General features: G+C 58.7%; 17 protein-coding genes and 1 tRNA gene. 15 read left to right on the forward strand and 3 right to left on the reverse strand.

All coding sequences use genetic code 11. The features are described from left to right. The first annotated feature begins 88 nt into the window (after window positions 1-88). From C2E19_RS26950 to C2E19_RS26960, 3 genes are all read left to right on the forward strand, one after another. Complete coding sequence (locus C2E19_RS26950; protein WP_008085192.1) at window positions 89-1,360, forward strand: YeaH/YhbH family protein; 1,272 nt, start codon at window positions 89-91, stop codon at window positions 1,358-1,360. Then, window positions 1,357-2,919: a SpoVR family protein gene (locus tag C2E19_RS26955; protein ID WP_129395764.1), complete on the forward strand. Its 1,563-nt coding sequence runs from the start codon at window positions 1,357-1,359 to the stop codon at window positions 2,917-2,919. Before C2E19_RS26950 ends, C2E19_RS26955 begins: the two co-directional genes overlap by 4 nt. 64 nt (window positions 2,920-2,983) lie before the next feature. Beyond that, complete coding sequence (locus C2E19_RS26960) at window positions 2,984-4,207, forward strand: multifunctional CCA addition/repair protein (RefSeq protein ID WP_129395765.1); 1,224 nt, start codon at window positions 2,984-2,986, stop codon at window positions 4,205-4,207. A gap of 92 nt (window positions 4,208-4,299) precedes the next feature. On the opposite strand, the gene folK is transcribed toward C2E19_RS26960, so the two are convergent. Next, window positions 4,300-4,815, reverse strand: coding sequence for a 2-amino-4-hydroxy-6-hydroxymethyldihydropteridine diphosphokinase (gene folK / locus C2E19_RS26965; protein ID WP_129395766.1), 516 nt, complete (start codon window positions 4,813-4,815; stop codon window positions 4,300-4,302). Then, a complete protein-coding gene (gene folB, locus C2E19_RS26970) occupies window positions 4,806-5,162 on the reverse strand; it encodes a dihydroneopterin aldolase (RefSeq protein ID WP_129395767.1) in 357 nt (118 codons plus the stop codon). Before folB ends, folK begins: the two co-directional genes overlap by 10 nt. 74 nt (window positions 5,163-5,236) lie before the next feature. Here folB and plsY point away from each other — a divergent pair, with 74 nt between their 5' ends. Beyond that, window positions 5,237-5,806 (forward strand): glycerol-3-phosphate 1-O-acyltransferase PlsY, encoded by a 570-nt coding sequence (gene plsY / locus C2E19_RS26975; protein ID WP_129395768.1) that lies wholly within the window; start codon window positions 5,237-5,239, stop codon window positions 5,804-5,806. 23 nt (window positions 5,807-5,829) lie between these two features. On the opposite strand, the gene tsaD is transcribed toward plsY, so the two are convergent. Beyond that, window positions 5,830-6,855 carry a tRNA (adenosine(37)-N6)-threonylcarbamoyltransferase complex transferase subunit TsaD gene (tsaD, locus tag C2E19_RS26980; RefSeq protein ID WP_129395769.1) on the reverse strand — a complete coding sequence of 342 codons (1,026 nt, stop codon included), beginning with the start codon at window positions 6,853-6,855 and terminating at the stop codon, window positions 5,830-5,832. Between the two features lie 199 nt (window positions 6,856-7,054). On the opposite strand from tsaD, the gene rpsU reads away from it, so the two are divergent. The 11 genes from rpsU (at window position 7,055) to pqqB (ending at window position 23,690) form a co-directional block, all read left to right on the forward strand. Beyond that, window positions 7,055-7,270 (forward strand): 30S ribosomal protein S21, encoded by a 216-nt coding sequence (gene rpsU / locus C2E19_RS26985; RefSeq protein WP_002551877.1) that lies wholly within the window; start codon window positions 7,055-7,057, stop codon window positions 7,268-7,270. A 485-nt stretch (window positions 7,271-7,755) separates the two neighbouring features. Beyond that, window positions 7,756-9,720, forward strand: coding sequence for a DNA primase (gene dnaG / locus C2E19_RS26990; RefSeq protein ID WP_129395770.1), 1,965 nt, complete (start codon window positions 7,756-7,758; stop codon window positions 9,718-9,720). A 67-nt stretch (window positions 9,721-9,787) separates the two neighbouring features. Continuing rightward, on the forward strand, window positions 9,788-11,632 hold the full coding sequence (rpoD, locus tag C2E19_RS26995; RefSeq protein ID WP_129395771.1) for an RNA polymerase sigma factor RpoD: 1,845 nt from the start codon (window positions 9,788-9,790) through the stop codon (window positions 11,630-11,632). 126 nt (window positions 11,633-11,758) lie between these two features. Continuing rightward, complete coding sequence (locus C2E19_RS27000) at window positions 11,759-15,505, forward strand: bifunctional diguanylate cyclase/phosphodiesterase (protein WP_129395772.1); 3,747 nt, start codon at window positions 11,759-11,761, stop codon at window positions 15,503-15,505. Between the two features lie 15 nt (window positions 15,506-15,520). Next, a tRNA-Ile gene (locus C2E19_RS27005) sits at window positions 15,521-15,597 on the forward strand. Window positions 15,598-16,168: 571 nt separating this feature from the next. Then, window positions 16,169-16,630: an Lrp/AsnC family transcriptional regulator gene (locus tag C2E19_RS27010; protein WP_129395773.1), complete on the forward strand. Its 462-nt coding sequence runs from the start codon at window positions 16,169-16,171 to the stop codon at window positions 16,628-16,630. An 893-nt stretch (window positions 16,631-17,523) separates the two neighbouring features. Next, window positions 17,524-19,206 carry an NAD(P)/FAD-dependent oxidoreductase gene (locus tag C2E19_RS27015; protein WP_129395774.1) on the forward strand — a complete coding sequence of 561 codons (1,683 nt, stop codon included), beginning with the start codon at window positions 17,524-17,526 and terminating at the stop codon, window positions 19,204-19,206. Between the two features lie 12 nt (window positions 19,207-19,218). Further along, the gene (locus C2E19_RS27020; protein WP_129395775.1) at window positions 19,219-20,013 is read left to right on the forward strand and encodes a carbon-nitrogen hydrolase family protein; all 795 of its coding nucleotides are present in this window, start codon (window positions 19,219-19,221) and stop codon (window positions 20,011-20,013) included. A 38-nt stretch (window positions 20,014-20,051) separates the two neighbouring features. Next, window positions 20,052-22,466, forward strand: a complete 2,415-nt coding sequence (pqqF, locus tag C2E19_RS27025) for a pyrroloquinoline quinone biosynthesis protein PqqF (protein ID WP_129395776.1) — start codon at window positions 20,052-20,054, stop codon at window positions 22,464-22,466. Window positions 22,467-22,622: 156 nt separating this feature from the next. Next, complete coding sequence (gene pqqA, locus C2E19_RS27030; RefSeq protein WP_003422658.1) at window positions 22,623-22,697, forward strand: pyrroloquinoline quinone precursor peptide PqqA; 75 nt, start codon at window positions 22,623-22,625, stop codon at window positions 22,695-22,697. An 81-nt stretch (window positions 22,698-22,778) separates the two neighbouring features. Beyond that, window positions 22,779-23,690, forward strand: coding sequence for a pyrroloquinoline quinone biosynthesis protein PqqB (pqqB, locus tag C2E19_RS27035; RefSeq protein WP_129395777.1), 912 nt, complete (start codon window positions 22,779-22,781; stop codon window positions 23,688-23,690). Window positions 23,691-23,760 lie beyond the last annotated feature (70 nt).

A 23,760-nucleotide genomic window follows, 5' to 3' on the forward strand; every position in this document is an offset into this window, starting at 1 on the left:
AACAAAGCGCGTAACCCACGGATGCCCGGGAAACTGCTTTTACTTGCAGCTTGAGGCTCACAACTTGAAGCTGCCCGGAGGGCTTCCTATGAGTTATGTGATCGACCGACGTCTCAATGGCAAGAACAAGAGCACGGTGAACCGCCAGCGTTTCCTGCGGCGTTACCGTGACCACATCAAGAAGGCTGTCGAAGAGGCGGTCAGCCGCCGTTCCATTACCGATATGGAGCACGGCGAACAGATCAGCATCCCCGGTCGCGACATCGACGAGCCGGTGCTTCACCACGGCCGCGGCGGCAAGCAGACCGTGGTTCATCCCGGCAACAAGGAGTTCACTGCCGGCGAGCACATCGCCCGACCACCGGGCGGTGGCGGCGGACGTGGCCCGGGCAAGGCCGGTAATTCCGGCGAAGGCATGGACGAGTTCGTCTTCCAGATCACTCAGGAAGAATTCCTCGAATTCATGTTCGAAGACCTCGAACTGCCCAACCTGGTCAAACGCAACCTGAGCGGCACCGACACCTTTAAAACCGTACGTGCCGGGATCAGCAACGAAGGCAATCCTTCGCGCATCAACATCATCCGCACTCTGCGTTCGGCCCATGCACGACGCATCGCCCTGTCCGGCAGCAGCCGGGCAAAACTGCGTGAGGCTAAAGAAGAACTTGAACGGCTGAAACGCGAAGAGCCGGACAACTTCGGCGATATTCAGGAACTCGAAGCAGAAATCGAGAAACTCAGCGCGCGTATTCATCGCGTACCATTCCTCGACACCTTCGACCTGAAATACAACCTGCTGATCAAACAACCGAACCCCAGCTCGAAAGCCGTGATGTTCTGCCTGATGGACGTGTCCGGCTCCATGACCCAGGCGACCAAGGACATTGCCAAACGCTTTTTCATCCTGTTGTACCTGTTCCTGAAACGGAACTACGACAAGATCGACGTGGTGTTCATCCGCCACCACACCAGCGCACGGGAGGTCGACGAGGAGGAGTTTTTCTATTCGCGGGAAACCGGCGGCACCATCGTTTCCAGCGCATTGAAACTGATGCAGGAGATCATGGCCGAGCGTTATCCAAGCAACGAGTGGAACATCTACGCGGCGCAGGCTTCCGACGGTGACAACTGGAACGACGACTCTCCGATCTGCCGCGACATCCTGATCAACCAGATCATGCCGTTTGTGCAGTACTACACTTACGTGGAGATCACCCCGCGCGAACATCAGGCCTTGTGGTACGAATACGAACGCATCGCCGACGCCTTCTCTGACACTTTTGCCCAGCAGCAACTGGTCTCGGCCGGGGATATCTATCCGGTCTTCCGTGAACTCTTCCAGCGCAGGTTAGTGACATGACCGCCAAAGAGCAGAAGCGCCAACCCATTTCCACCGGCTCCGAATGGACGTTCGAGCTGATCCAGACCTACGACCGCGAAATCGCCCGTATCGCGGCCGGCTATGCGCTGGACACCTATCCCAACCAGATCGAAGTGATCACCGCCGAGCAGATGATGGACGCCTATGCCTCGGTGGGTATGCCGCTGGGTTACCACCATTGGTCCTACGGCAAGCACTTCCTCAGCACTGAAAAATCCTACAGTCGCGGGCAGATGGGCCTGGCGTACGAAATCGTCATCAACTCGGATCCGTGCATCGCTTATCTGATGGAAGAAAACACCATCTGCATGCAAGCGTTGGTGGTTGCCCACGCGTGCTATGGCCACAACAGCTTTTTCAAGGGCAATTACCTGTTCCGCACCTGGACCGATGCCAGCTCGATCATCGATTACCTGGTGTTCGCCAAGCAGTACATCATGCAGTGCGAGGAGCGCCATGGCATCGACGCGGTGGAGGACTTGCTCGATTCCTGCCATGCGCTGATGAACTACGGCGTTGACCGCTATAAACGCCCCTACCCGATTTCCGCCGAAGAAGAACGGCGCCGGCAGAAAGATCGCGAGGAACACCTGCAGAAGCAGATCAACGATCTGTGGCGGACCATTCCCAAAGGCGCGGACAAATACAGCGACAAGGACAACGCACGTTTCCCGGCCGAGCCGCAGGAAAACATCCTCTATTTCATCGAAAAACACGCCCCCCTGCTGGAGCCGTGGCAGCGCGAGATCGTACGGATCGTGCGCAAGATCGCCCAGTATTTTTATCCACAGCGTCAGACTCAGGTCATGAACGAAGGCTGGGCGACGTTCTGGCACTACACGCTGATGAACGACCTGTATGACGAGGGCCTGGTGACCGACGGATTCATGATGGAGTTTCTGACGTCACACACCAGCGTGGTGTTCCAGCCTGGCTTCGACAGCCCTTACTACAGCGGAATTAATCCCTACGCGCTGGGTTTTGCCATGTACCGCGACATTCGGCGCATGTGCGAAGAACCTACCGAGGAGGATTATCACTGGTTCCCGGAAATCGCCGGGACCGACTGGCTATCGACCATCAAGTTCGCCATGAGCAGCTTCAAGGATGAGAGTTTCATCCTGCAGTACCTGTCACCCAAGGTGATCCGTGACCTGAAGCTGTTCAGCATCATGGATGACGATCAGAAGGACGACTTGCTGGTGCCGGCAATCCATGACGAACCCGGTTACCGGATCATCCGCGAAACCCTGGCGGCGCAGTACAACCTGGGCAATCGTGAGCCGAACGTGCAGATCTACAGCATCGACCGGCGTGGTGACCGTTCGCTGACCCTGCGTCACCAGCAGCACGACCGCAAACCGCTCGGTGATTCCACTGAGGAAGTGCTCAAACACCTGCACCGCTTGTGGGGCTTCGACATTCATCTGGAAACCCTGCAAGGCGACCAGATCATGAAAACCCATCACGTTCCGCCACGCAGTGAACACAGCGAAGGGGATTACGGTCGGCTCGACCTCGCCGTCATCCATCTTTGATACGGTTCTGGCCTCCGAAAGTCTGACGCAAGGGTTATCCTGTCGGGCTAACGGAGGTTTTTTTATGCAGATTTTCAAGGTTGGCGGCGCGGTTCGTGATCGCTTGCTGGGCAAACCGGTCACCGATATCGATTGGGTCGTCGTCGGCGCATCCACAGAGGAAATGCTCGCCAAAGGCTATCGTCCGGTCGGCGCAGATTTCCCGGTATTTCTTCATCCGAAAAGCGGAGAGGAATACGCCCTCGCCCGCACCGAACGCAAGAGCGGGCGTGGTTACGGCGGTTTCACCTTTCACGCAAGCCCGGAAGTGACGCTTGAAGAAGATCTGATCCGCCGTGACCTGACCATCAATGCCATGGCCGAGGACGATCAGAAAAACCTCACCGATCCGTACCACGGCCAGCGCGATCTTGAACAGCGTATCCTGCGCCACGTTTCCCCGGCGTTCGCTGAAGATCCCCTCCGTGTTCTGCGTGTTGCCCGCTTTGGCGCGCGCTATGCCGGGCTAGGATTTACCGTCGCGCCGGAGACGATGGAACTGATGCGTCAACTCAGCGAATCCGGCGAACTGCAAGCGCTGACCGCTGAACGCAGCTGGAAGGAAATCTCCCGGGCGCTGATGGAAGATCAGCCGCAGGTATTTATCCAGGTACTGCGCGACTGTGGCGCACTGAAAGTACTGATGCCGGAAGTCGACGCGCTGTTTGGTGTGCCGCAACCGGAAGCCCATCATCCGGAAATCGACACTGGCCTGCACACTCTCAGCGTGCTGGAGCAATCGGCGCTGCACAAACAACCGCTGACCGTACGCTGGGCCTGCCTGCTGCATGACCTTGGCAAAGGCCTGACGCCTGAAGAAGAATGGCCACGGCATATCGCCCATGAGCATACCGGACTGAAGCTGATTAAAGCCGTAAACGAACGCTTCAAGGCGCCGAAGGATTGTCAGGAATTAGCCTTGCTGGTGGGCAAGTATCACACCCATGGGCACCGGGCACTGGAGTTGAAGGCATCGACGCTGCTGGAACTGTTGCAGAGTTTCGATGTTTATCGCCGGCCACAGCGGTTTGAAGAGTTTATTGCCGCGTGCGAGATGGATGCGCGGGGCCGTAAAGGACTGGAGCAGCGCAGTTATCCACAGGCGGATTATTTGCGCGGGGCGGCGAAGGTTGCGCGGGAGGTCGCGGTGCAGCCGTTGCTGGAGAAGGGATTCAAAGGGCCTGAGTTGGGCGAAGCGCTGAAGCGTGAGCGGCTCAAGGCCTTGAAGGCTTACAAAGACAACGCTTGAAGCAAGATCAAAAGATCGCAGCCTGCGGCAGCTCCTACATGGAAAATACGCGTTTTTCTGTAGGAGCTGCCGCAGGCTGCGATCTTTTGCTTTTAAAGGTTCTCAGGCGTGAGCTGCTCGCCGCGCCACTCAAACCCGACCGGTGCCAGCACCTGATCAATCTGCGCCTCTGCCCACAACGTCGCGAAGCTTTTTCCCACACCCGGATGCACGCGATCCGGCGCAATCAGCGACAACGGCCACAGCACAAAGGCATTCTTCAGAATTTCAGCACGCGGCAGCACCAGGCCGTCAAAGTTACCGACCAGCTCGCCATACAGCAGCACGTCGATATCCAGCGGCAAACCCTTGCGATCCGGCGCGTAACGGCCGTTATCCGCCTCGATGAATTTCAAGCGGCGATCCAGTTCCATCAACGGCAGATCGGTATAGGCCGAGACCACAAAGTTGATGAACGGCCCGCTCTTGATCCCCACAGGCGCGCTCTCGAACACCGCCGAACAGCGGATATCGACAAGAAACTTCGCCAATGCATCGAGGCCTGCGCGCAAATGGGTTTCGCGCTCGATATTGCTACCGAGCCCGAGATAGACCTGAGTCAGCGACATCCGCGCTCGATCTCCACACCCACGCCACCCTTCGCAGCCGGTACAGCGCCAGGCTTGGTCAGCTTCAAGCGAACCCAATTAATCTTGAACTCGCTCATCAGCACTTCGACCAGACGCTCGGCGAAGGTCTCGACCAGTTGAAACTGCGCCTGCTCGGCAAAGGCCTGGATGCGCGTGGAAACACTGGCGTAGTCGAGCGCCAGGGTCAGATCGTCACCGGCGGCGGCCGGACGATTGTCCCAGGCGAAGCTCAGATCAAGGCGCAGGCACTGTCGGATGCCGCGCTCCCAGTCGTAGGCACCGATCACGGTGTCAACTTCCAGGCCCTCGATAAACACTCTGTCCAAGCACTTTTCTCCGCTGCACGACAAGGGCGCAATGCGCCGTTAGAATCAGGGCGTCCTCGCCCGGAATAGTTAGCATGTTTTGGTTACTGGCGACTCTCGCCTACCTGCTCGGCTCGCTGTCCTTTGCCATTTTGCTCAGCCGCCTGACCGGAAATCCGGATCCGCGAATGAGTGGCTCGGGTAATGCCGGCGCCACCAACATGCTGCGCCTGGTCGGTCGCAAACTGGCGATCCTGACCTTGCTGGGTGATCTGTGCAAAGGCCTCGTGCCGGTGCTGATCGCAGCGGCTGTGGGCCTTTCTCTTCAGGATCAGGCGTGGATCGGCGTGTGTGCCGTAATCGGTCACCTGTTCCCGCTGTATTTTCGCTTCCGTGGCGGCAAAGGCGTCGCCACCGCTGCCGGCATGCTGCTGGGTCTGTATCCCCCCGCCGCGCTGCTGGCAGTATGCGCCTGGTTGCTGACGTTTTACCTGACCCGCACCAGCTCGCTCGCTGCGCTGATCGCCACGCCACTGACCCTGCCGTTGCTGGCCTGGCAGGAACCGGAGGCGCTGTTGCCGATGAGCGCGCTGACACTGCTGATCGTCTGGCGTCACCGCGGCAATCTACGCGACCTGTTTGCCGGGCGCGAACGGCATTTTTAAATACCGCTCATGAGCGCCGCTCATCACAACGCCGACAACTGCTCCATCGGCCAACGTGCCTGCACGCTGATCGCCAGGCTTTCCTGCTGACCGGCCTGCAAACGCTGGCAACCGGCAAACGCGATCATCGCGCCGTTGTCGGTGCAGAATTCAGGACGGGCATAAAACACATCGCCCTTCATGTCGCCGAGCATTTTCTCCAGCGAAACGCGCAAGGCCTTGTTGGCACTGACGCCGCCAGCGATCACCAGACGCTTCATGCCCGCCTGTTTCAGGGCACGCTTGCACTTGATGGTCAAAGTCTCCACCACGGCCTGCTGGAACGCCAGCGCGATGTCGCAACGGGCTTGCTCGTTGTCGTCCCCGGCGCTGACGCACTGCTGCCAGGCGTTGAGCGCAGAGGTTTTCAGACCACTGAAGCTGAATTGCAGACCCGGGCGATCGCACATCGGACGCGGAAAGGTGAAACGTCCTGCGACGCCCTGCTCCGCCAACTTGGCGATTTCCGGCCCACCCGGATAATTGAGGCCCATCATTTTCGCGGTTTTGTCGAATGCTTCACCGGCAGCGTCGTCGAGCGTCTCGCCGAGCAGGCTGTATTGGCCGATGCCATCGACCTGAACCAGCTGCGTATGACCGCCGGAGACCAACAAAGCGACGAACGGGAATTCCGGCGGTTCTGGCTCCAGCATCGGCGCGAGCAAATGCCCTTCCATGTGGTGCACGCCAAGCGCCGGAATGCCCCAGGCAAACGCCAGCGCCTGGGCGCAGGAAGCACCGACCAACAGCGCGCCAACCAGGCCAGGACCCGCGGTATAGGCGATTGCATCGATCTCGGTCGGCACGCAGCCTGCCTCGGCCAACACCTGACGAATCAAGGGCAGCATGCGCTTGACGTGGTCACGCGAGGCGAGTTCCGGCACCACACCGCCATAGGCGCGGTGCAGGTCGATCTGGCTGAACAGTGCGTCAGCCAGCAGGCCGCGTTCACTGTCATATAATGCGACGCCGGTTTCGTCGCAGGAGGTTTCTAATCCCAGTACTAGCATGGGTTTGCGCCTTGTTTAGGCTGAATTCGAAGGCGCGCATAATAGTCGTCGCGGGATGCCCCGACCAGCGGTTTTCGATCAGAGGCTTTGCATTCCGAGCGATGAGGGGTTAACATCCGCAACCCTTAAAAACCGACGTCTTCAAGTGCTCTTTTGCCGCGAGGATGTTGACCCCGGTAATGAATGAAGGTAGCTCTGGATGCCAGCCGTCAAAGTTAAAGAGAACGAACCCTTCGACGTAGCTCTGCGTCGTTTCAAGCGCTCCTGCGAAAAAGCCGGTGTACTGGCTGAAGTTCGTAGCCGCGAATTTTACGAGAAGCCAACTTCTGAGCGTAAGCGCAAAGCAGCAGCCGCTGTTAAGCGTCACGCCAAGAAAGTTCAGCGCGAACAGCGCCGCGCCGTTCGTCTGTACTAATACACAGACGTTCGTAGCAAGCTTCTTGCCTAAGCCCGGCTCTGAGCCGGGCTAATGGCATTTGCGTAAAACGCTTGATGCTTCAATGTCGAAGCCGCACACGCGACCGAGACAAATCTGCTTCAAACGTCAGACCTGGCTCTTTTGCCAGCGGTGCACGTCTTTTCTGACGAGCCTTTCAAGGCTACTGACGAGCACACCCACTGATTCCTCTTACGACGATCAGCCCAAGGCACCTGCATGCGTGCCCGCTTTATTGAGCTATCCGAGGCCCTTTACCGGCCGCCAGCGGATTCAGCGCAACACTTTCAAATAGTCGAAAACTGATGGGTACTAACGTCAGTGAATTTTCGGCAGATACACTTCCCGACAGCGATTACGCAGACGACACCGGTCGAGCCGCACCTTTTGCGCGCTTCAAACAACGACCCGTGCCCGCCAGCCTTACGCATCGGACTTATTGCAGCGCAGACGACGAGAATGCCATGGCCGGGCTAATTCCCCAGAGCTTCATTGACGACCTGCTGAACCGCACCGACATCGTCGACGTGGTCAGCTCGCGCGTGCAATTGAAGAAGGCCGGCAAGAACTACACCGCCTGTTGCCCGTTTCACAAAGAGAAAACTCCATCCTTCAGCGTCAGCCCCGACAAGCAGTTCTATTACTGCTTCGGCTGCGGCGCCGGCGGTAATGCCCTCGGCTTTCTCATGGATCACGACAACCTGGATTTCCCCCAGGCGGTCGAGGATCTGGCGAAAGCCGCCGGCATGGAAATTCCCCGCGAAGAAAGCGGCCGCGCGCACAAACCGCGCCAGCCGACCGATTCGCCGCTGTACCCGTTGCTCACCGCCGCTGCCGACTTTTACAAGCAGGCGCTCAAGAGCCATCCATCGCGCAAAGCTGCGGTGGACTACCTCAAGGGCCGCGGCCTGACCGGTGAGATCGCCCGGGATTTCGGCCTTGGCTTCGCGCCGCCGGGCTGGGACAACCTGTTCAAGCACTTGAGCAGCGACACGCTTCAGCAAAAAGCCATGATCGACGCCGGCCTGCTGATCGAGAACGCCGAAACCGGCAAACGCTATGACCGCTTCCGCGATCGCGTGATGTTCCCGATCCGCGACACCCGTGGCCGCATCATCGCCTTCGGTGGTCGCGTACTCGGCGACGACAAGCCCAAGTACCTGAACTCCCCGGAAACCCCGGTATTCCACAAAGGCCAGGAACTCTACGGTCTTTATGAAGCACGCAAGAACAACCGCAACCTCGACGAAATCATCGTCGTCGAAGGCTACATGGACGTCATCGCTCTCGCCCAGCAAGGCCTGAAGAATGCCGTCGCGACGCTGGGCACTGCGACCAGCGAAGAACATTTGAAGCGCCTGTTCCGCGTCGTACCGAACGTGCTGTTCTGCTTCGACGGTGACCAGGCTGGCCGTAATGCCGCCTGGCGCGCACTCGAAGCAACGCTGTCGAGCCTGCAGGACGGCCGTCGTGCGCGCTTTCTGTTTCTGCCAGAAGGCGAAGATCCGGACACCTTGGTTCGCGCCGAAGGCACTGACGCGTTCAAGGCGCGGATCAATCAGCACGCGCAGCCGCTGGCCGACTATTTCTTCCAGCAATTGACCGAGGAAGCCGATCCGCGCTCGCTCGAAGGCAAGGCCCACATGGCCACCCTCGCCGCACCGCTGATCGACAAGGTGCCAGGTGCCAACCTGCGCATCCTGATGCGTCAGCGCCTGACCGAAATCACCGGCCTGAGCAGCGAAACCGTCAGTCAGTTGGCGCAAAGCGCGCCGCAGGAAGCGCCGCCGGCCTACGATCCGGGCATCAATTACGACGCAATGCCGGACTACAGCGACTACCATCAGCCGCAGGCACAGGACATGTATGTGCCGCAGCAGGAATGGACGCCGAAGAAACCCGGTGCCGGCGGCAAGAAATGGGACAAGAAGCCCTGGGACAAGAACGGCAAGCGTGGCGGTGATCGCGATCAGCAACGCCCGCGCACGCCGATTGGCGTCGAGTCGCCGACCCTGACCGCCCTGCGCACACTGCTTCATCACCCGCAATTGGCCGAGCGCGTCGAAGATGCCGGGCACATTGCCGACGAAAATCAGACCAACGCCCAGCTACTTGTGGCGCTGCTCGAAGCCGTACAGAAGAATCCCAAGCTAAACTCATTTCAGTTGATCGCGCGATGGCACGGCACTGAACAGGGTCGCTTGCTCAAGGCACTGGCAGAAAAGGAATGGTTGATTGACGGAGATAACCTTGAACAACAGTTTTTCGACACCATTACTAGCTTGTCAGCCCGCCAACGCGAGCGAAATCTTGAACAGTTACTCAGGAAAGCGCGTCAAGGCGAACTGAGTCTCGAAGAGAAAAATCAACTGCGCGACCTTCTAAGTCGCAATGTTTCCGCATCAAACCCGACCTCAACTGGCGCGTGAGGTCATAGCTCAGGTATAATCCTCGGCTTGTTTTTTGCCCGCCAAGACCTTCAGTGGATAGGGTGTTATGTCCGGAAAAGCGCAACAGCAGTCTCGTATTATTGAGTTGATCAAACTGGGTCGTGAGCAGAAGTATCTGACTTACGCCGAGGTCAACGACCACCTGCCCGAGGATATTTCAGATCCAGAGCAGGTGGAAGACATCATCCGCATGATTAACGACATGGGGATCCCCGTACACGAGAGTGCTCCGGATGCGGACGCCCTTATGTTGGCCGACGCCGATACCGACGAGGCCGCTGCGGAAGAAGCAGCCGCTGCGTTGGCAGCGGTGGAGACCGATATCGGTCGCACCACTGACCCAGTGCGCATGTACATGCGTGAAATGGGTACGGTCGAGCTTCTGACTCGTGAAGGCGAAATCGAAATCGCCAAGCGGATCGAAGAGGGCATTCGTGAAGTGATGGGCGCAATCGCGCACTTCCCTGGCACGGTTGACCACATTCTCTCCGAGTACACCCGCGTCACCACCGAAGGTGGTCGCCTGTCCGACGTCCTGAGCGGTTATATCGACCCGGACGACGGCATTGCGCCGCCTGCTGAAGTGCCGCCGCCAGTCGAAGCGAAAGTCGCGAAAGCCGACGACGAAACCGACGACGAAGAAGCTGAATCTTCCGATGACGAAGAAGAAGCCGAAAGCGGTCCGGATCCGGTCATTGCTGCACAGCGCTTTGGCGCCGTGGCTGATCAGATGGAAGTCACCCGCAAGGCGCTGAAAAAGCACGGTCGCAGCAATAAGGCAGCGATTGCCGAATTGCTGGCTCTGGCCGAGCTGTTCATGCCGATCAAACTGGTACCGAAGCAATTCGAAGGTTTGGTCGAGCGTGTTCGCGGTGCCCTGGATCGTCTGCGTCAGCAAGAGCGCGCGATCATGCAACTGTGTGTACGTGATGCACGTATGCCACGCGCCGATTTCCTGCGTCAGTTCCCGGGCAATGAAGTCGACGAAAGCTGGTCCGACAGCCTGGCCAAAGGCAAGAGCAAGTACGCCGAAGCCATCGGTCGCGTTCAGCCGGACATCATTCGTTGCCAGCAGAAACTGATTGCGCTGGAAACCGAGACCGGTCTGACCATCGCTGAAATCAAGGACATCAACCGTCGCATGTCGATCGGTGAGGCCAAGGCCCGCCGCGCGAAGAAAGAGATGGTTGAAGCCAACTTGCGTCTGGTGATCTCGATCGCCAAGAAGTACACCAACCGCGGCCTGCAATTCCTCGATCTGATCCAGGAAGGCAACATCGGTCTGATGAAAGCGGTGGACAAGTTCGAATACCGTCGTGGTTACAAGTTCTCGACTTATGCCACCTGGTGGATCCGTCAGGCGATCACTCGCTCGATCGCCGACCAGGCACGCACCATCCGTATTCCGGTGCACATGATCGAGACGATCAACAAGCTCAACCGTATTTCCCGGCAGATGTTGCAGGAAATGGGTCGCGAACCGACCCCGGAAGAGCTGGGCGAACGCATGGAAATGCCTGAGGACAAGATCCGCAAGGTATTGAAGATCGCTAAAGAGCCGATCTCCATGGAAACGCCGATCGGTGATGACGAAGACTCCCATCTGGGTGACTTCATCGAAGACTCGACCATGCAGTCGCCAATCGATGTCGCCACTGTTGAGAGCCTGAAAGAAGCGACTCGCGAAGTACTGTCCGGCCTCACTGCCCGTGAAGCCAAAGTACTGCGCATGCGCTTCGGTATCGACATGAACACCGACCATACACTCGAAGAAGTGGGCAAACAGTTTGACGTAACGCGTGAGCGGATCCGTCAGATCGAAGCCAAGGCGCTGCGCAAGCTGCGCCACCCGACGCGAAGCGAGCATCTGCGCTCCTTCCTCGACGAGTGATACCAGAACCCCCGGCCCAGGCCGGGGGTTTTGTTTATATGGCAGATTAAATTCCTCGCACCCCCCCTCCCCCGCATACCCCGTCTACACTCGAAACAATCATCCCCGAGCCATAACGAGAGCGTTATGCCCAGACTGGCGTCCGTGCTTTTTTTGCTGTCACTGATGATCTGGACCGCAACGGCTGACGCGCTGACTCTGACCGATGAAGAACGTAGCTGGCTGGCGGCTCACCCGGATTTGCACCTTGGTGTGGACGCGTCGTGGCCGCCGTTCGAGTTTCGCGACGACCAAAACCGCTACCAAGGACTGGCAGCCGACTATATCGACGTTATTCGGCAACGCCTCGCGATCAAACTCACGCCCATCGAACCCGTGAGCTGGACAGAGGTGCTGGAGCAGGTCAAACAAGGCAAGATCGATCTGTTGCCAGGGATCATGTCGACCCCGGAACGCCAGACCTACCTGTCATTCACCCGACCGTACCTCGACTTCCCGATTGTCATCCTCGCCCACGTCGGAGGCGCGCAGCCGCGCAAACTCGAAGACCTCTACGGTCTGAAAATCGCCGTGGTGGAAAACTACGCGCCGCATGAGCTTTTGCGCACGCACCACCCGGATCTGAATCTGGTGGCCATGCCCAATGTCAGTTCCGCCTTGCAGGCCTTGGCCACCGACGAGGTCGACGCGGTGGTCGGCGACCTCGCTTCCAGCGTCTGGAGCCTGCGCCAGCTCAAACTCGACGGTTTGTACGTCAGCGGCGAAACCCCCTATCGCTATCAACTGGCGATGGCCGTACCCCGTGACAACAAAATGCTGGTGGGCATTCTGGATAAAGTCCTGGCCGACATGAGTCCGGACGAAATCAGCAGCATTCAGGAGCACTGGGTCGGCAACGTCCTCGATCATCGGACATTCTGGTCAGATCTATTGGTTTACGGCCTGCCCGGCTTGCTGCTGCTGGTGATCGTGCTGGCCGTGGTGATCCGCATCAACCGGCGCCTGAGTTCGGAAATCGCCCGGCGCATCGACCTCGAACAGGAATTGCGTAGCAGCGAGTACCACTATCGCGGGCTGGTGGAGAGCCTGTCGGCCATCGCCTGGGAAGCGCGGATGAGCGACTTCACCTACAGCTATGTGTCGCCGCACGCCGAAGATCTGCTCGGTTATCCACAATCGCACTGGCTGATCCCGGGGTTCTGGCGAAATATCATTCATCCGGCAGATCTGACCCGAGCTCAGGCCATCTGTGATGACGCCGTACGTGAGGGTCGCGATCACACGCTCGATTATCGGGTAATCACCGCCGATGGGCGCTGCCTGTGGGTGCGCGACATTGTCAGCCTGATCGAACACGGTCATGAGCCGGTGATGCGCGGCTTGATGATCGACATCAGTGAGACCAAACGCACCGAAGAGGCTTTGCGCCTGTCCGAGCAGAAATTTGCTTCGGTATTCCAGCAATGCCCGGACATTCTGGTAATCGCGCGGCTGTCCGATGGCTGTTTGCTGGAGGTCAACGAAGCGTTTGAGGAACAGATCGGACTGAAGGCCGAAGAAGTCATTGGCCAGACCGCCACCGACCTGAATATCTGGGGCATTCCCGGGGTCGGTCCGGGACTGTTGCAGCGCTTGCAGGCCGGCAGCATTCGCAACCTGGAAATGCCCTTTCGCCGCAACAACGGCCAAGTATTTACCGGCCTGATTTCCGCCGAGCCGTTCGACCTCGACACCACTCCGGCACTGGTGGTCGTGGTGCGCGACATTACTCAGCTCAAGGAAACCCAGCAGCAACTGCAAACCTCGGAAGAGAAGTTCGCCAAGGCGTTTCATGCCTCGCCCGATGGCTTGCTGTTGTCACGCCAGAGCGATGGCCTGCTGCTGGAGGTCAACGAAGGCTTCAGCCGCATCACCGGTTTCAACAGCGCGATGTCGGTGGATCGCTCGGCGCTGGATCTGGGCATTTGGGTCAATCTCAACGAACGCAAACAGATGCTCGATCTGCTGCATCGTGACGGTTTTGTACGCGACTTCACCTGCCATATCCGCCGCAGCGATGGGCTGATCCGCCTTTGCGAAGTCTCCAGCCGACCTCTGCCAATCGGCGAAGAAGACTGCATGCTGACCATCGCCCGGGACATTACCGAACGCCATCTGATGCAGGAAAAATTGCAGCAGGCGGCAACCGTATTCGAGAGCACCGCCGAAGGTGTTTTGATCACCGACACCCAGCAGCACATCAGCGCGGTCAATCGGGCCTTCACCGAGATCACCGGCTACAGCGAAAGCGAGGCGCTCGGCCACACGCCGCGCCTGCTCGCCTCCGGCCTGCATGACAGCGCGTTCTACGCGGCGATGTGGCATCAGTTGACCGACGAGGGGCATTGGCAAGGCGAAATTTCCAACCGACGCAAGAACGGCGAGTTGTACCCGAGCTGGCTGACCATCAGCGCCGTGCGTAACCGCGACAAATTCATTACCCACTTTGTCGCCGTGTTCGCCGACATCTCCAGCCTCAAGCATGCGCAGGCCAAGCTCGACTATCAGGCACACCACGACCCACTGACCGGCCTGCCGAACCGCACGCTGTTCGAAAGTCGTCTGCTCATGGCACTGAACAATCAGCAGGAAAACGGTGGTCAGGGCGCTGTGCTGTTCCTCGATCTTGATCGCTTCAAACACATCAACGACAGCCTCGGTCACCCGGTCGGCGACCTGCTGCTCAAGGGCATCGCCGTGCGCCTCAAAGAGCAACTGCGCGACATCGATACCGTGGCGCGACTGGGCGGCGATGAATTCATCATCCTGCTGCCCGGCCTGCAGCAGGCCAGCGACGCCGACAACATCGCCACCAAGCTGCTCAACTGCTTCGGCGCGCCGTTCCAGGCCGGTGAGCATGAGTTCTTCATCAGCGCCAGCATCGGCACCAGCCTGTACCCACGTGACGGTTGCGACGTCGCGACGCTGGTGAAAAACGCCGACGCGGCGATGTACCGCTCCAAAGCCAAGGGCCGCAACCGCGTCGAGAGCTATACCCGCGACCTCACCGCCCAAGCCAGTGAGCGCGTGGCGCTGGAGCACGAACTGCGCCGAGCCATCGAGCGCGATGAGTTGCACCTCTACTACCAGCCAAAAATCAGCCTCGACGACCACCGTCTGGTCGGCGCTGAAGCACTGATCCGCTGGCGGCACCCGACCTTCGGTGAAGTACCGCCAGAGCACTTCATCCCGCTCGCCGAAGAGAACGGCATGATTCTGCAGATCGGCGACTGGGTGCTGGAGACCGCGTGCCGACAGATGTTCGAATGGAACCAAGTCTATGACAGCCTCGGTCCTCTGTCGGTGAACCTCGCCGGCGCACAATTGCGTCAGCCGAACCTGCTTGGCCGCATCGAACAACTGCTCAACGACAACGGCCTGATGCCGGATTTACTGCAACTGGAAATTACCGAGAATTTCATCATGAGTCAGGCCGAAGAGGCGCTGGCCGTGCTGCACCAACTCAAACACCTCGGCGTGCAACTGGCGATCGACGACTTCGGCACCGGCTATTCCTCACTCAGCTATCTCAAACGCCTGCCGCTGGACATCCTCAAGATCGACCAGTCTTTCGTCCGTGGACTGCCCGACGACCCCCACGATGCGGCGATTGTCCGCGCCATCATCGCACTGGGCCGCAGCATGCAATTCACCGTCATCGCCGAGGGTGTGGAAACCCAGGCACAGCAACAATTCCTCGCCGCCGAAGGCTGCGAACAGATCCAGGGCTACATCGTCAGCCTGCCGCTGCCACCGGAAGAATTCGCGGCAACGTTTCTTCGTGTAACCGTATCGGATTATTCGGATAGCACAGCCGAGAAACCGTCGCTATAATCCGCGACCTACTGAGGGCCTATAGCTCAGTTGGTTAGAGCAGAGGACTCATAATCCTTTGGTCCACGGTTCAAGTCCGTGTGGGCCCACCAAATTGAAAGCCGCGCTAAATGCGCGGCTTTTTCTTGGGCAGTCGATCGGTAAACGTCAAAAAACATCAGTTATCCGAAACCGCGCAACTGACACCATTTTTCTCCTTCAGCCTTTTAACTTTTGGAAGCACTGGAAAGCAGAAAGCCCCGACGCTTTCGCATCAGGGCTTTCTGTAAATCTCTATCGGCTTGTTCTTTCACGGCTACCCGCATATCCCGCTCACTGGCTGGGAGTGACTTGCGCCACCGAAATCAACACGCCTTGCTACCAAGGTTCCGGTCAGTGCTGACGTGGCGATGATAGTGCCCGCCCCTTACGCAGGCAAACACAAAGGGCAGCATTAAGGCTGCCCCACGGGTATTCAAATCCTGATATCTGCATCCTCAGGAAATTGGATAAGAGGTCTCACCTTACACCGACTTAGCAGCATCGTTGAGGTACCTACGTCTGCTGAAGCCCTGCAAGGCAGCAGATTTCACGCTCTTGCCCACATCTTTGACAAGGATCAGCGTCGTGTCAACTTGGTAGTCTTGTAACATGCGTAACTCACCACCCCCATGGAGCCGCCCCTTGCCAGACACCCGCCCGCCCGCACTCGATGAAATCGACCGTCAGCTAATCGCCGCCCTGCAAATGAACGCCCGCGAAAGCGTCGCCATGCTTGCCCGGCAATTAGGCATTGCGCGCACCACCGTGACCTCACGATTGGCGCGTCTGGAAAAGGCCAAGGTCATCACCGGTTACGGCGTACGTCTGGGTCAGCGCGTGGTCGATGGCGGCTTGCAGGCTTACGTCGGGATCAAGGTGCAGCCACGCTCCGGCAAAGAGGTGGTGCGCCGGTTGAGTGCGATGGCGCAGGTGCAGCAGTTGTGTGCGGTGAGTGGCGAGTTTGATTATGTGGCGTGGTTGCGTACGGATTCGCCGGAGCAGCTCGATCAGTTACTGGATCAGATTGGTAGCGTGGATGGGGTGGAGAAGACGACAACCTCGATTATTTTGAGTAGCAAGATTGATCGGGGGCAGCCGGTTTAAGTGTTGGCCATATCATTTCGGTTGGCTGATAAGGCCTCTTCGCGGGCAAGCCCGGCTCCCACATTTAAACGGGTTGCTCACAAAATCTGCGCCAAGCACAAATCCACTGTGGGAGCGGGCTTGCTCGCGAAGGCGGTAGACCAGCTACTACTGATAGCGACTGAATGAATGCCTTCGTGAGCAAGCCCACTCCCACATTTAACCGGGTTGCTCACAAAATCTGCGCCAAGCACAAATCCACTGTGGGAGCGGGCTTGCTCGCGAAGGCGGTAGACCAGCTACTACTGATAGCGACTGAATGAATGCCTTCGTGAGCAAGCCCACTCCCACATTTAACCGGGTTGCTCACAAAATCTGCGCCAAGCACAAATCCACTGTGGGAGCGGGCTTGCTCGCGAAGGCGGTAGACCAGCTACTACTGATAGCGACTGAATGAATGCCTTCGTGAGCAAGCCCACTCCCACATTTAACCGGGTTGCTCACAAAATCTGCGCCAAGCACAAATCCACTGTGGGAGCGGGCTTGCTCGCGAAGGCGGTAGACCAGCTACTACTGATAGCGACTGAATGAATGCCTTCGTGAGCAAGCCCACTCCCACATTTAACCGGGTTGCTCACAAAATCTGCGCCAAGCACAAATCCACTGTGGGAGCGGGCTTGCTCGCGAAGGCGATTTGTCAGCAATAACGATGTCGACTGATCCGACGCTTTCGCGAGCAAGCGCGCTCCCACATTTTGGTCGGTGTGCAGGCAGCATTCGTCATATTGATCAGCTTATTGGCAAAACGACGACACTTTGCGTCTTATTAACGTGCTCTACGCTCCCTAGAATGGCTGGCATCTTTTCCTATACTCAGACGCGCATCCCGCGTCGGGTCGCCAGCAAGGTCAGCCATGAACAAGAACAATCGCCATCCTGCAGACGGTAAGAAACCAGTCACCATTTTCGGCCCGGACTTTCCGTTCGCGTTCGACGACTGGATCGAACACCCGGCTGGCCTCGGCAGTATTCCTGAACATAATCACGGCGCCGAAGTGGCGATTGTCGGGGCAGGCATTGCCGGTCTGGTGGCCGCTTACGAGCTGATGAAGCTTGGCCTGAAACCGGTGGTTTATGAGGCGTCGAAGCTTGGTGGTCGGCTGCGCTCGCAAGCGTTCAACGGCACTGATGGCATCGTCGCTGAACTCGGTGGCATGCGCTTCCCGGTCTCTTCCACGGCGTTCTATCACTACGTCGACAAGCTCGGCCTTGAGACCAAACCTTTCCCGAACCCGCTGACGCCAGCCTCTGGCAGCACCGTGATCGACCTGGAAGGCAAAACCCATTACGCACAGAAACTGGCGGATCTTCCTGCGCTGTTTCAGGAAGTGGCTGACGCCTGGGCGGATGCACTGGAAGCCGGCTCGCAGTTCGCCGATATCCAGCAAGCCATCCGTGAACGTGATGTGCCGCGCCTGAAAGAGTTGTGGAACACCTTGGTGCCGCTGTGGGATGACCGCACGTTCTATGACTTCGTCGCCACCTCGGAAGCCTTCGCCAAACTGTCGTTCCATCACCGCGAAGTGTTCGGTCAGGTCGGTTTCGGTACCGGCGGCTGGGACTCGGATTTCCCTAACTCAATGCTGGAAATCTTCCGCGTGGTGATGACCAACTGCGACGATCACCAGCACCTGGTGGTCGGTGGCGTTGAACGAGTACCGCAAGGTATCTGGCGTCACGTACCGGAGCGTTGCGTACACTGGCCAGCAGGCACCAGTCTGAAATCCCTGCACCGTGGCGCGCCGCGCTCCGGCGTGAAGAAAATCGCTCATGCGCCGGATGGCCGTTTCGCCGTCACCGACAACAACGGCGACACCCGCGAATACGCTGCTGTGCTCACCACTTGCCAGAGCTGGCTGCTGACCACGCAGATCGAGTGCGACGAAACCCTGTTCTCGCAGAAGATGTGGATGGCGCTTGATCGCACTCGCTACATGCAATCTTCGAAGACTTTCGTGATGGTCGACCGGCCGTTCTGGAAGGACAAGGACCCGGAGACCGGCCGCGATTTGATGAGCATGACCCTCACCGATCGCCTGACCCGTGGCACCTATCTGTTCGACAACGGAGACGACAAACCGGGCGTGATCTGCCTGTCGTACTCGTGGATGAGCGACGCCTTGAAGATGCTCCCGCACCCGGTGGAAAAACGCGTTGAACTGGCGCTGAACGCGTTGAAAAAGATCTACCCGAAAGTCGACATCGCCGCACGGATCATTGGCGATCCGATCACCGTTTCCTGGGAAGCCGATCCGTATTTCCTCGGTGCGTTCAAAGGCGCACTGCCCGGCCACTACCGCTACAACCAGCGCATGTACGCGCACTTCATGCAGGACGACATGCCCGCCGAGCAACGCGGAATTTTCATCGCTGGCGACGACGTTTCGTGGACGCCAGCATGGGTCGAAGGCGCGGTACAAACCTCGCTAAACGCGGTGTGGGGGATCATGAAGCATTTCGGCGGTTCGACACATAAAGCGAACCCCGGCCCAGGTGATGTGTTCAAAGACATCGGCCCTATCGCCCTGCCCGAGTAAGAGGAATCCCTGATGCGTGTAGCCCTTTACCAATGTCCACCGCTGCCACTGGACCCCGCCGCCAACCTGCAACGCCTGCATCAACTGGCGATGGAGGCCAAGGGTGCGGACTTGCTGGTGCTGCCGGAGATGTTCATGACCGGCTACAACATCGGGGCCGAGGCGGTCAGCACGCTGGCTGAGGTCTACAACGGAGAATGGGCGCAGCAGATCGGCCGGATCGCCAAGGCGGCGGGGCTGGCGATTGTTTACGGGTATCCGGAACGCACCGCTGACGGTCAGATCTACAACGCCGTGCAGTTGATCGATTCGCACGGTGAGCGCCTGTGCAATTACCGTAAAACGCATCTGTTTGGTGATCTGGATCGCTCGATGTTCAGCCCCGGCAATGACGATTTTCCCATCGTCGAACTCAATGGCTGGAAGCTAGGTTTCCTGATCTGCTACGACCTGGAATTTCCGGAAAACACCCGGCGTCTGGCACTCGCCGGCGCTGAGCTGATTCTGGTGCCGACCGCGAACATGATCCCGTTCGATTTCGTCGCCGACGTCACCGTGCGTTCGCGCGCCTTCGAAAACCAGTGCTACGTGGCCTACGCCAACTATTGCGGCCACGAAGGCGACATCCATTATTGCGGGCAAAGCAGCCTCGCCGCGCCGAATGGTAGTCGCATCGCCCAGGCCGGACTCGACGAAGCGTTAATCATCGGCGAGCTTGATCGGCAGTTGATGCTCGACTCGCGCGCAGCCAATCGCTACCTCAGCGATCGTCGCCCCGAGCTTTACGCCGCGCTGAACCAGCGCTAATCCGCTAGCATTGGCACTTCACTGTTCTGGAAGTGCCCATGCCTGCGCCGACTCACCCCCGCCCCCACACTGAAACCCTGGCCAACGGCTTGCGCGTGACCCTGCGTCATGTGCCCGGCTTGAAGCGCAGCGCCGCCGCATTGCGCGTGGCTGCCGGTAGCCATGACGTGCCGCTGGCGTGGCCGGGGCTGGCGCATTTCCTTGAGCATCTGCTGTTTCTCGGCACCGAGCGTTTTCCTGCGGGCGAAGGGCTGATGGCCTACGTGCAAGGTCACGGTGGCCAGGTGAACGCCAGCACCCGGGAACGTACCACTGATTATTTCTTTGAGTTGCCGACCAAAGCGTTCAGCGCTGGGCTGGAGCGTCTGTCAGACATGCTCGCCCAGCCACGTATGAAACCGGACGATCAGTTGCGGGAACGGGAAGTGTTGCAGGCAGAATTTATCGCCTGGTCGCAAGATCCTGCGGCGCAACAGCAATTTGCCTTGTTCGAAGGATTGCCGGCAGAGCATCCGTTGCGCGGGTTTCATGCAGGGAATCGGGACAGCCTTCAGGTTGAACGGCCAGCGTTTCAACAGGCGTTGAAAGATTTCCACCGGCAGTTTTACCAGACCGGGCAAATGAGCTTGAGTCTGGTCGGGCCACAGAGTGTTGAACAATTGAAAGCGCTGGCGGAGCAGTTTGCAGCGGCTTTACCCATTTCGAATAACGTTGCGCAGGCCGAACCTCTGCCATTGACGGTGAAAAGTTATCAACAGGTCGGCGAGCGACACGGCAATCTGTTGTTTGCGTTTGATGCCTTACCTGAGTCTTCGGTCGAGGCGTTGGCGTTTCTTTGCCACTGGCTGAACAGCGCCAAACCCGGCGGGTTACTGGCGTATTTGCAGCAGCAAAAACTGGCTGACGGGTTAACCGCTGCGCCGCTTTATCACTTTGCCGGGCAAGCATTGCTGCATCTGCAATTCAGCGCGCCATGCGAATCGTTGACTGTCATTGGCGAACGCCTGATCGATTGGTTGAGCTTCTTTGCTCGGCAGGATTGGACACCCCTGCGCGAGGAATACGCAGCCCTGCTTCAACGTCAGCAGCGAGTCAGCAGCGCACTGCAATTGGCGCGGCTCGACAGCGAACGAGGCGAAATGGCTTTGTCCGAGGCTGGCGTGACAGCGCTGCAACAGATCCTCAAAGAAATCGGCATTGTGGATAACTTCAGCGAGCACTGGCATCTGCCCGCCGCCAACGCTTTCCTGCGGTCCAGCGAACCACTGGCCAACGCCGGCCTGATTCGTGGTCAAACCAGCGCCCACCGAGGCTTGCGCACATTTGCCCAGGATCGCTCACGTGGGCGCCGCGAGCGCTCGCCGATGCAGTTCAGCCAGGCGTTGCCGGACGGCGACGATCAAGGCGCGGTTTATCTCCGTTGGCAGGTGGAGGCTGCAGCCAGCGCCGACCTGCTCTCAAGGTTGCAACGCAGTCTTTGGCAAACTCAGCAGGATGCACGCGAAGCCGGGGTCGACTTGTATTTCAGCGCCACAGGCAATCAATGGCTGCTGAGGCTCAACGGTCTTCAGGAGTCGATGCCCGGCATCCTCGAACACGCGCTGAAATGTCTGACACAGGTAGACGTCGATTCCGCTCGTGGCAAGGCGCAAACGCCGCTGATACCCATCCGCCAACTGCTTGAAGCGTTGCCGGAACATTCACTCGAGTCAGCCAAAACCGAGGACGATGCCAAGCACCTGTGGACAACTTCACGCTGGGACGGCCTCGCTCTGGGTCTTGATCAGCAGACGCAATCGGCCATGGGCCTGGCCCTGAGTCGTATTCCCGGGACCCCGGACAATCAGTTGCCAGCGCCGGCGGCGATCACCGCGCACAAGCACTGGAGCCACATCGATACCGCCTCCAGTGAACACGCCTTGTTGCTGTTCTGCCCAACCACCAATCGCGATATCGCCGACGAAGCTGCATGGCGAATGCTCGCGCAGCTGTGTCAGACACCGTTCTATCAGCGTTTGCGCGTCGAGTTGCAATTGGGCTACGCCGTGTTCATTGCGCTTCGCCAGATTCAGGGTCAGACCGCCCTGCTGTTCGGTGTGCAATCGCCAAGTGCCAAACCTGCGGAGTTGCTCAAGCACATTCAACAGTTTCACATCGGAATTCCCGCGCTGATCGAACAACTTGATGAAGCCAGTCTCAGCCAGCAACGGCAAAATCTCGCGGATCAATTCGGTGACGCCACACTGGCCAGCAGAGATGCCGCCGAACTGCTGTGGCAGGCCAGGCTCGCGGGCCACTCGTCGGATTATCTTGAGCAATTGATCAGCGCAATCGGCCAACTCGACCGCCAGACATTGCTCGCAGCTGCACAGCGTGTGATCAACGCAGAAGGTGGCTGGCTCTGCCTCGCCAGCGATCCGGCGCCGCAAACCGCATGGCAAGCGACAAAGTGATCATTACCAAGGCTGCAAGGAGCTTTCTCAAAGATTCACGGGCAAACCCGGTGACATTTTGAGTAACATAGCAGCCTAACTATTTGGAACATCTTTGCGCTGCCGTGGACTATACCTATGGACAGCGCTATCCCACCCACCCCGAGGAGACACACCATGTCCTGGACAAAACCTGCTTACACCGACCTGCGTATCGGCTTCGAAGTCACCATGTACTTCGCCAGCCGCTGAGTTCTGCTTACATAGAACTGCAGTGCAACGCCTCGGCTCGCCGGGGCGTTTTATTTTCCGCGTTGAAATGATGGAGTGTTCATGTTCGTCCAGATTCTGGGTTCGGCCGCTGGTGGCGGTTTTCCGCAGTGGAATTGCAACTGCGTCAATTGCGCAGGCTTTCGCGACGGCAGCCTGAATGCCAAGGCCCGCACCCAATCGTCCATCGCGATTTCCGATGACGGCGTGAACTGGGTGCTGTGCAACGCCTCGCCGGACATCCGCGCGCAGCTGCAAAGCTTCGCCCCGATGCAACCGGGCCGCGCCCTGCGTGACACCGGCATCAGCGCGATCATTCTGATGGACAGCCAGATCGACCACACCACCGGTCTGCTCAGCCTGCGCGAAGGCTGCCCGCATCAGGTCTGGTGCACGGACATGGTTCACGAAGACCTCAGCACCGGTTTTCCGCTGTTCAAGATGCTCACCCACTGGAACGGCGGGCTGGACTGGAACCGCATCGAACTCGACCAGAGCTTCACCGTGGCCGCCTGCCCGAACCTGCGTTTCACCCCGCTGCCATTGCGCAGCGCCGCGCCGCCGTACTCGCCGCACCGCTTCGACCCGCACCCGGGCGACAACATCGGTTTGATCGTTGAAGACCTGAACACCGGCGGCAAGCTGTTCTATGCGCCAGGCCTGGGCAAGGTCGATGCGCCGTTGCTGGAAATCATGGCGAGCAGCGATTGCCTGTTGGTCGACGGCACGATGTGGGATGACGATGAAATGCAGCGTCGTGGCGTCGGCACCCGCACCGGACGCGAGATGGGCCATCTGGCACAGAACGGGCCTGGCGGCATGCTCGAAGTACTGGAGCAACTGCCTGAACAGCGCAAGGTGCTTATCCACATCAACAACACCAACCCGATTCTCGACGAGGATTCGCCGGAGCGGGCGGAACTAGCGCGGCGTAATGTTGAAGTGGCGTATGACGGCATGAGTATTGTGTTGTAGCGACCGGCCTCTTCGCGAGCAAGCCCGCTCCCACAGGGGTTTTGTGTACGCCACAGATCCAATGTGGGAG

Origin of the sequence: Pseudomonas sp. DTU12.3 (assembly GCF_004124275.1) — a bacterium.
GTDB classification, from domain to species: Bacteria; Pseudomonadota; Gammaproteobacteria; order Pseudomonadales; family Pseudomonadaceae; genus Aquipseudomonas; species Aquipseudomonas helmanticensis.

Excerpts from the sequence above, each read along its gene's own strand:
- pqqB (WP_129395777.1), top strand. The coding sequence starts at position 22,779 with ATGTTCGTCCAGATTCTGGGTTCGGCCGCTGGTGGCGGTTTTCCGCAG.
- C2E19_RS26955 (WP_129395764.1), top strand. The coding sequence starts at position 1,357 with ATGACCGCCAAAGAGCAGAAGCGCCAACCCATTTCCACCGGCTCCGAA.
- tsaD (WP_129395769.1), bottom strand. The coding sequence starts at position 6,855 with ATGCTAGTACTGGGATTAGAAACCTCCTGCGACGAAACCGGCGTCGCA.
- rpoD (WP_129395771.1), top strand. The coding sequence starts at position 9,788 with ATGTCCGGAAAAGCGCAACAGCAGTCTCGTATTATTGAGTTGATCAAA.
- C2E19_RS27020 (WP_129395775.1), top strand. The coding sequence starts at position 19,219 with ATGCGTGTAGCCCTTTACCAATGTCCACCGCTGCCACTGGACCCCGCC.
- pqqF (WP_129395776.1), top strand. The coding sequence starts at position 20,052 with ATGCCTGCGCCGACTCACCCCCGCCCCCACACTGAAACCCTGGCCAAC.
- C2E19_RS27015 (WP_129395774.1), top strand. The coding sequence starts at position 17,524 with ATGAACAAGAACAATCGCCATCCTGCAGACGGTAAGAAACCAGTCACC.
- dnaG (WP_129395770.1), top strand. The coding sequence starts at position 7,756 with ATGGCCGGGCTAATTCCCCAGAGCTTCATTGACGACCTGCTGAACCGC.
- C2E19_RS26960 (WP_129395765.1), top strand. The coding sequence starts at position 2,984 with ATGCAGATTTTCAAGGTTGGCGGCGCGGTTCGTGATCGCTTGCTGGGC.
- plsY (WP_129395768.1), top strand. The coding sequence starts at position 5,237 with ATGTTTTGGTTACTGGCGACTCTCGCCTACCTGCTCGGCTCGCTGTCC.
- C2E19_RS27000 (WP_129395772.1), top strand. The coding sequence starts at position 11,759 with ATGCCCAGACTGGCGTCCGTGCTTTTTTTGCTGTCACTGATGATCTGG.
- rpsU (WP_002551877.1), top strand. The coding sequence starts at position 7,055 with ATGCCAGCCGTCAAAGTTAAAGAGAACGAACCCTTCGACGTAGCTCTG.
- C2E19_RS26950 (WP_008085192.1), top strand. The coding sequence starts at position 89 with ATGAGTTATGTGATCGACCGACGTCTCAATGGCAAGAACAAGAGCACG.
- folK (WP_129395766.1), bottom strand. The coding sequence starts at position 4,815 with ATGTCGCTGACTCAGGTCTATCTCGGGCTCGGTAGCAATATCGAGCGC.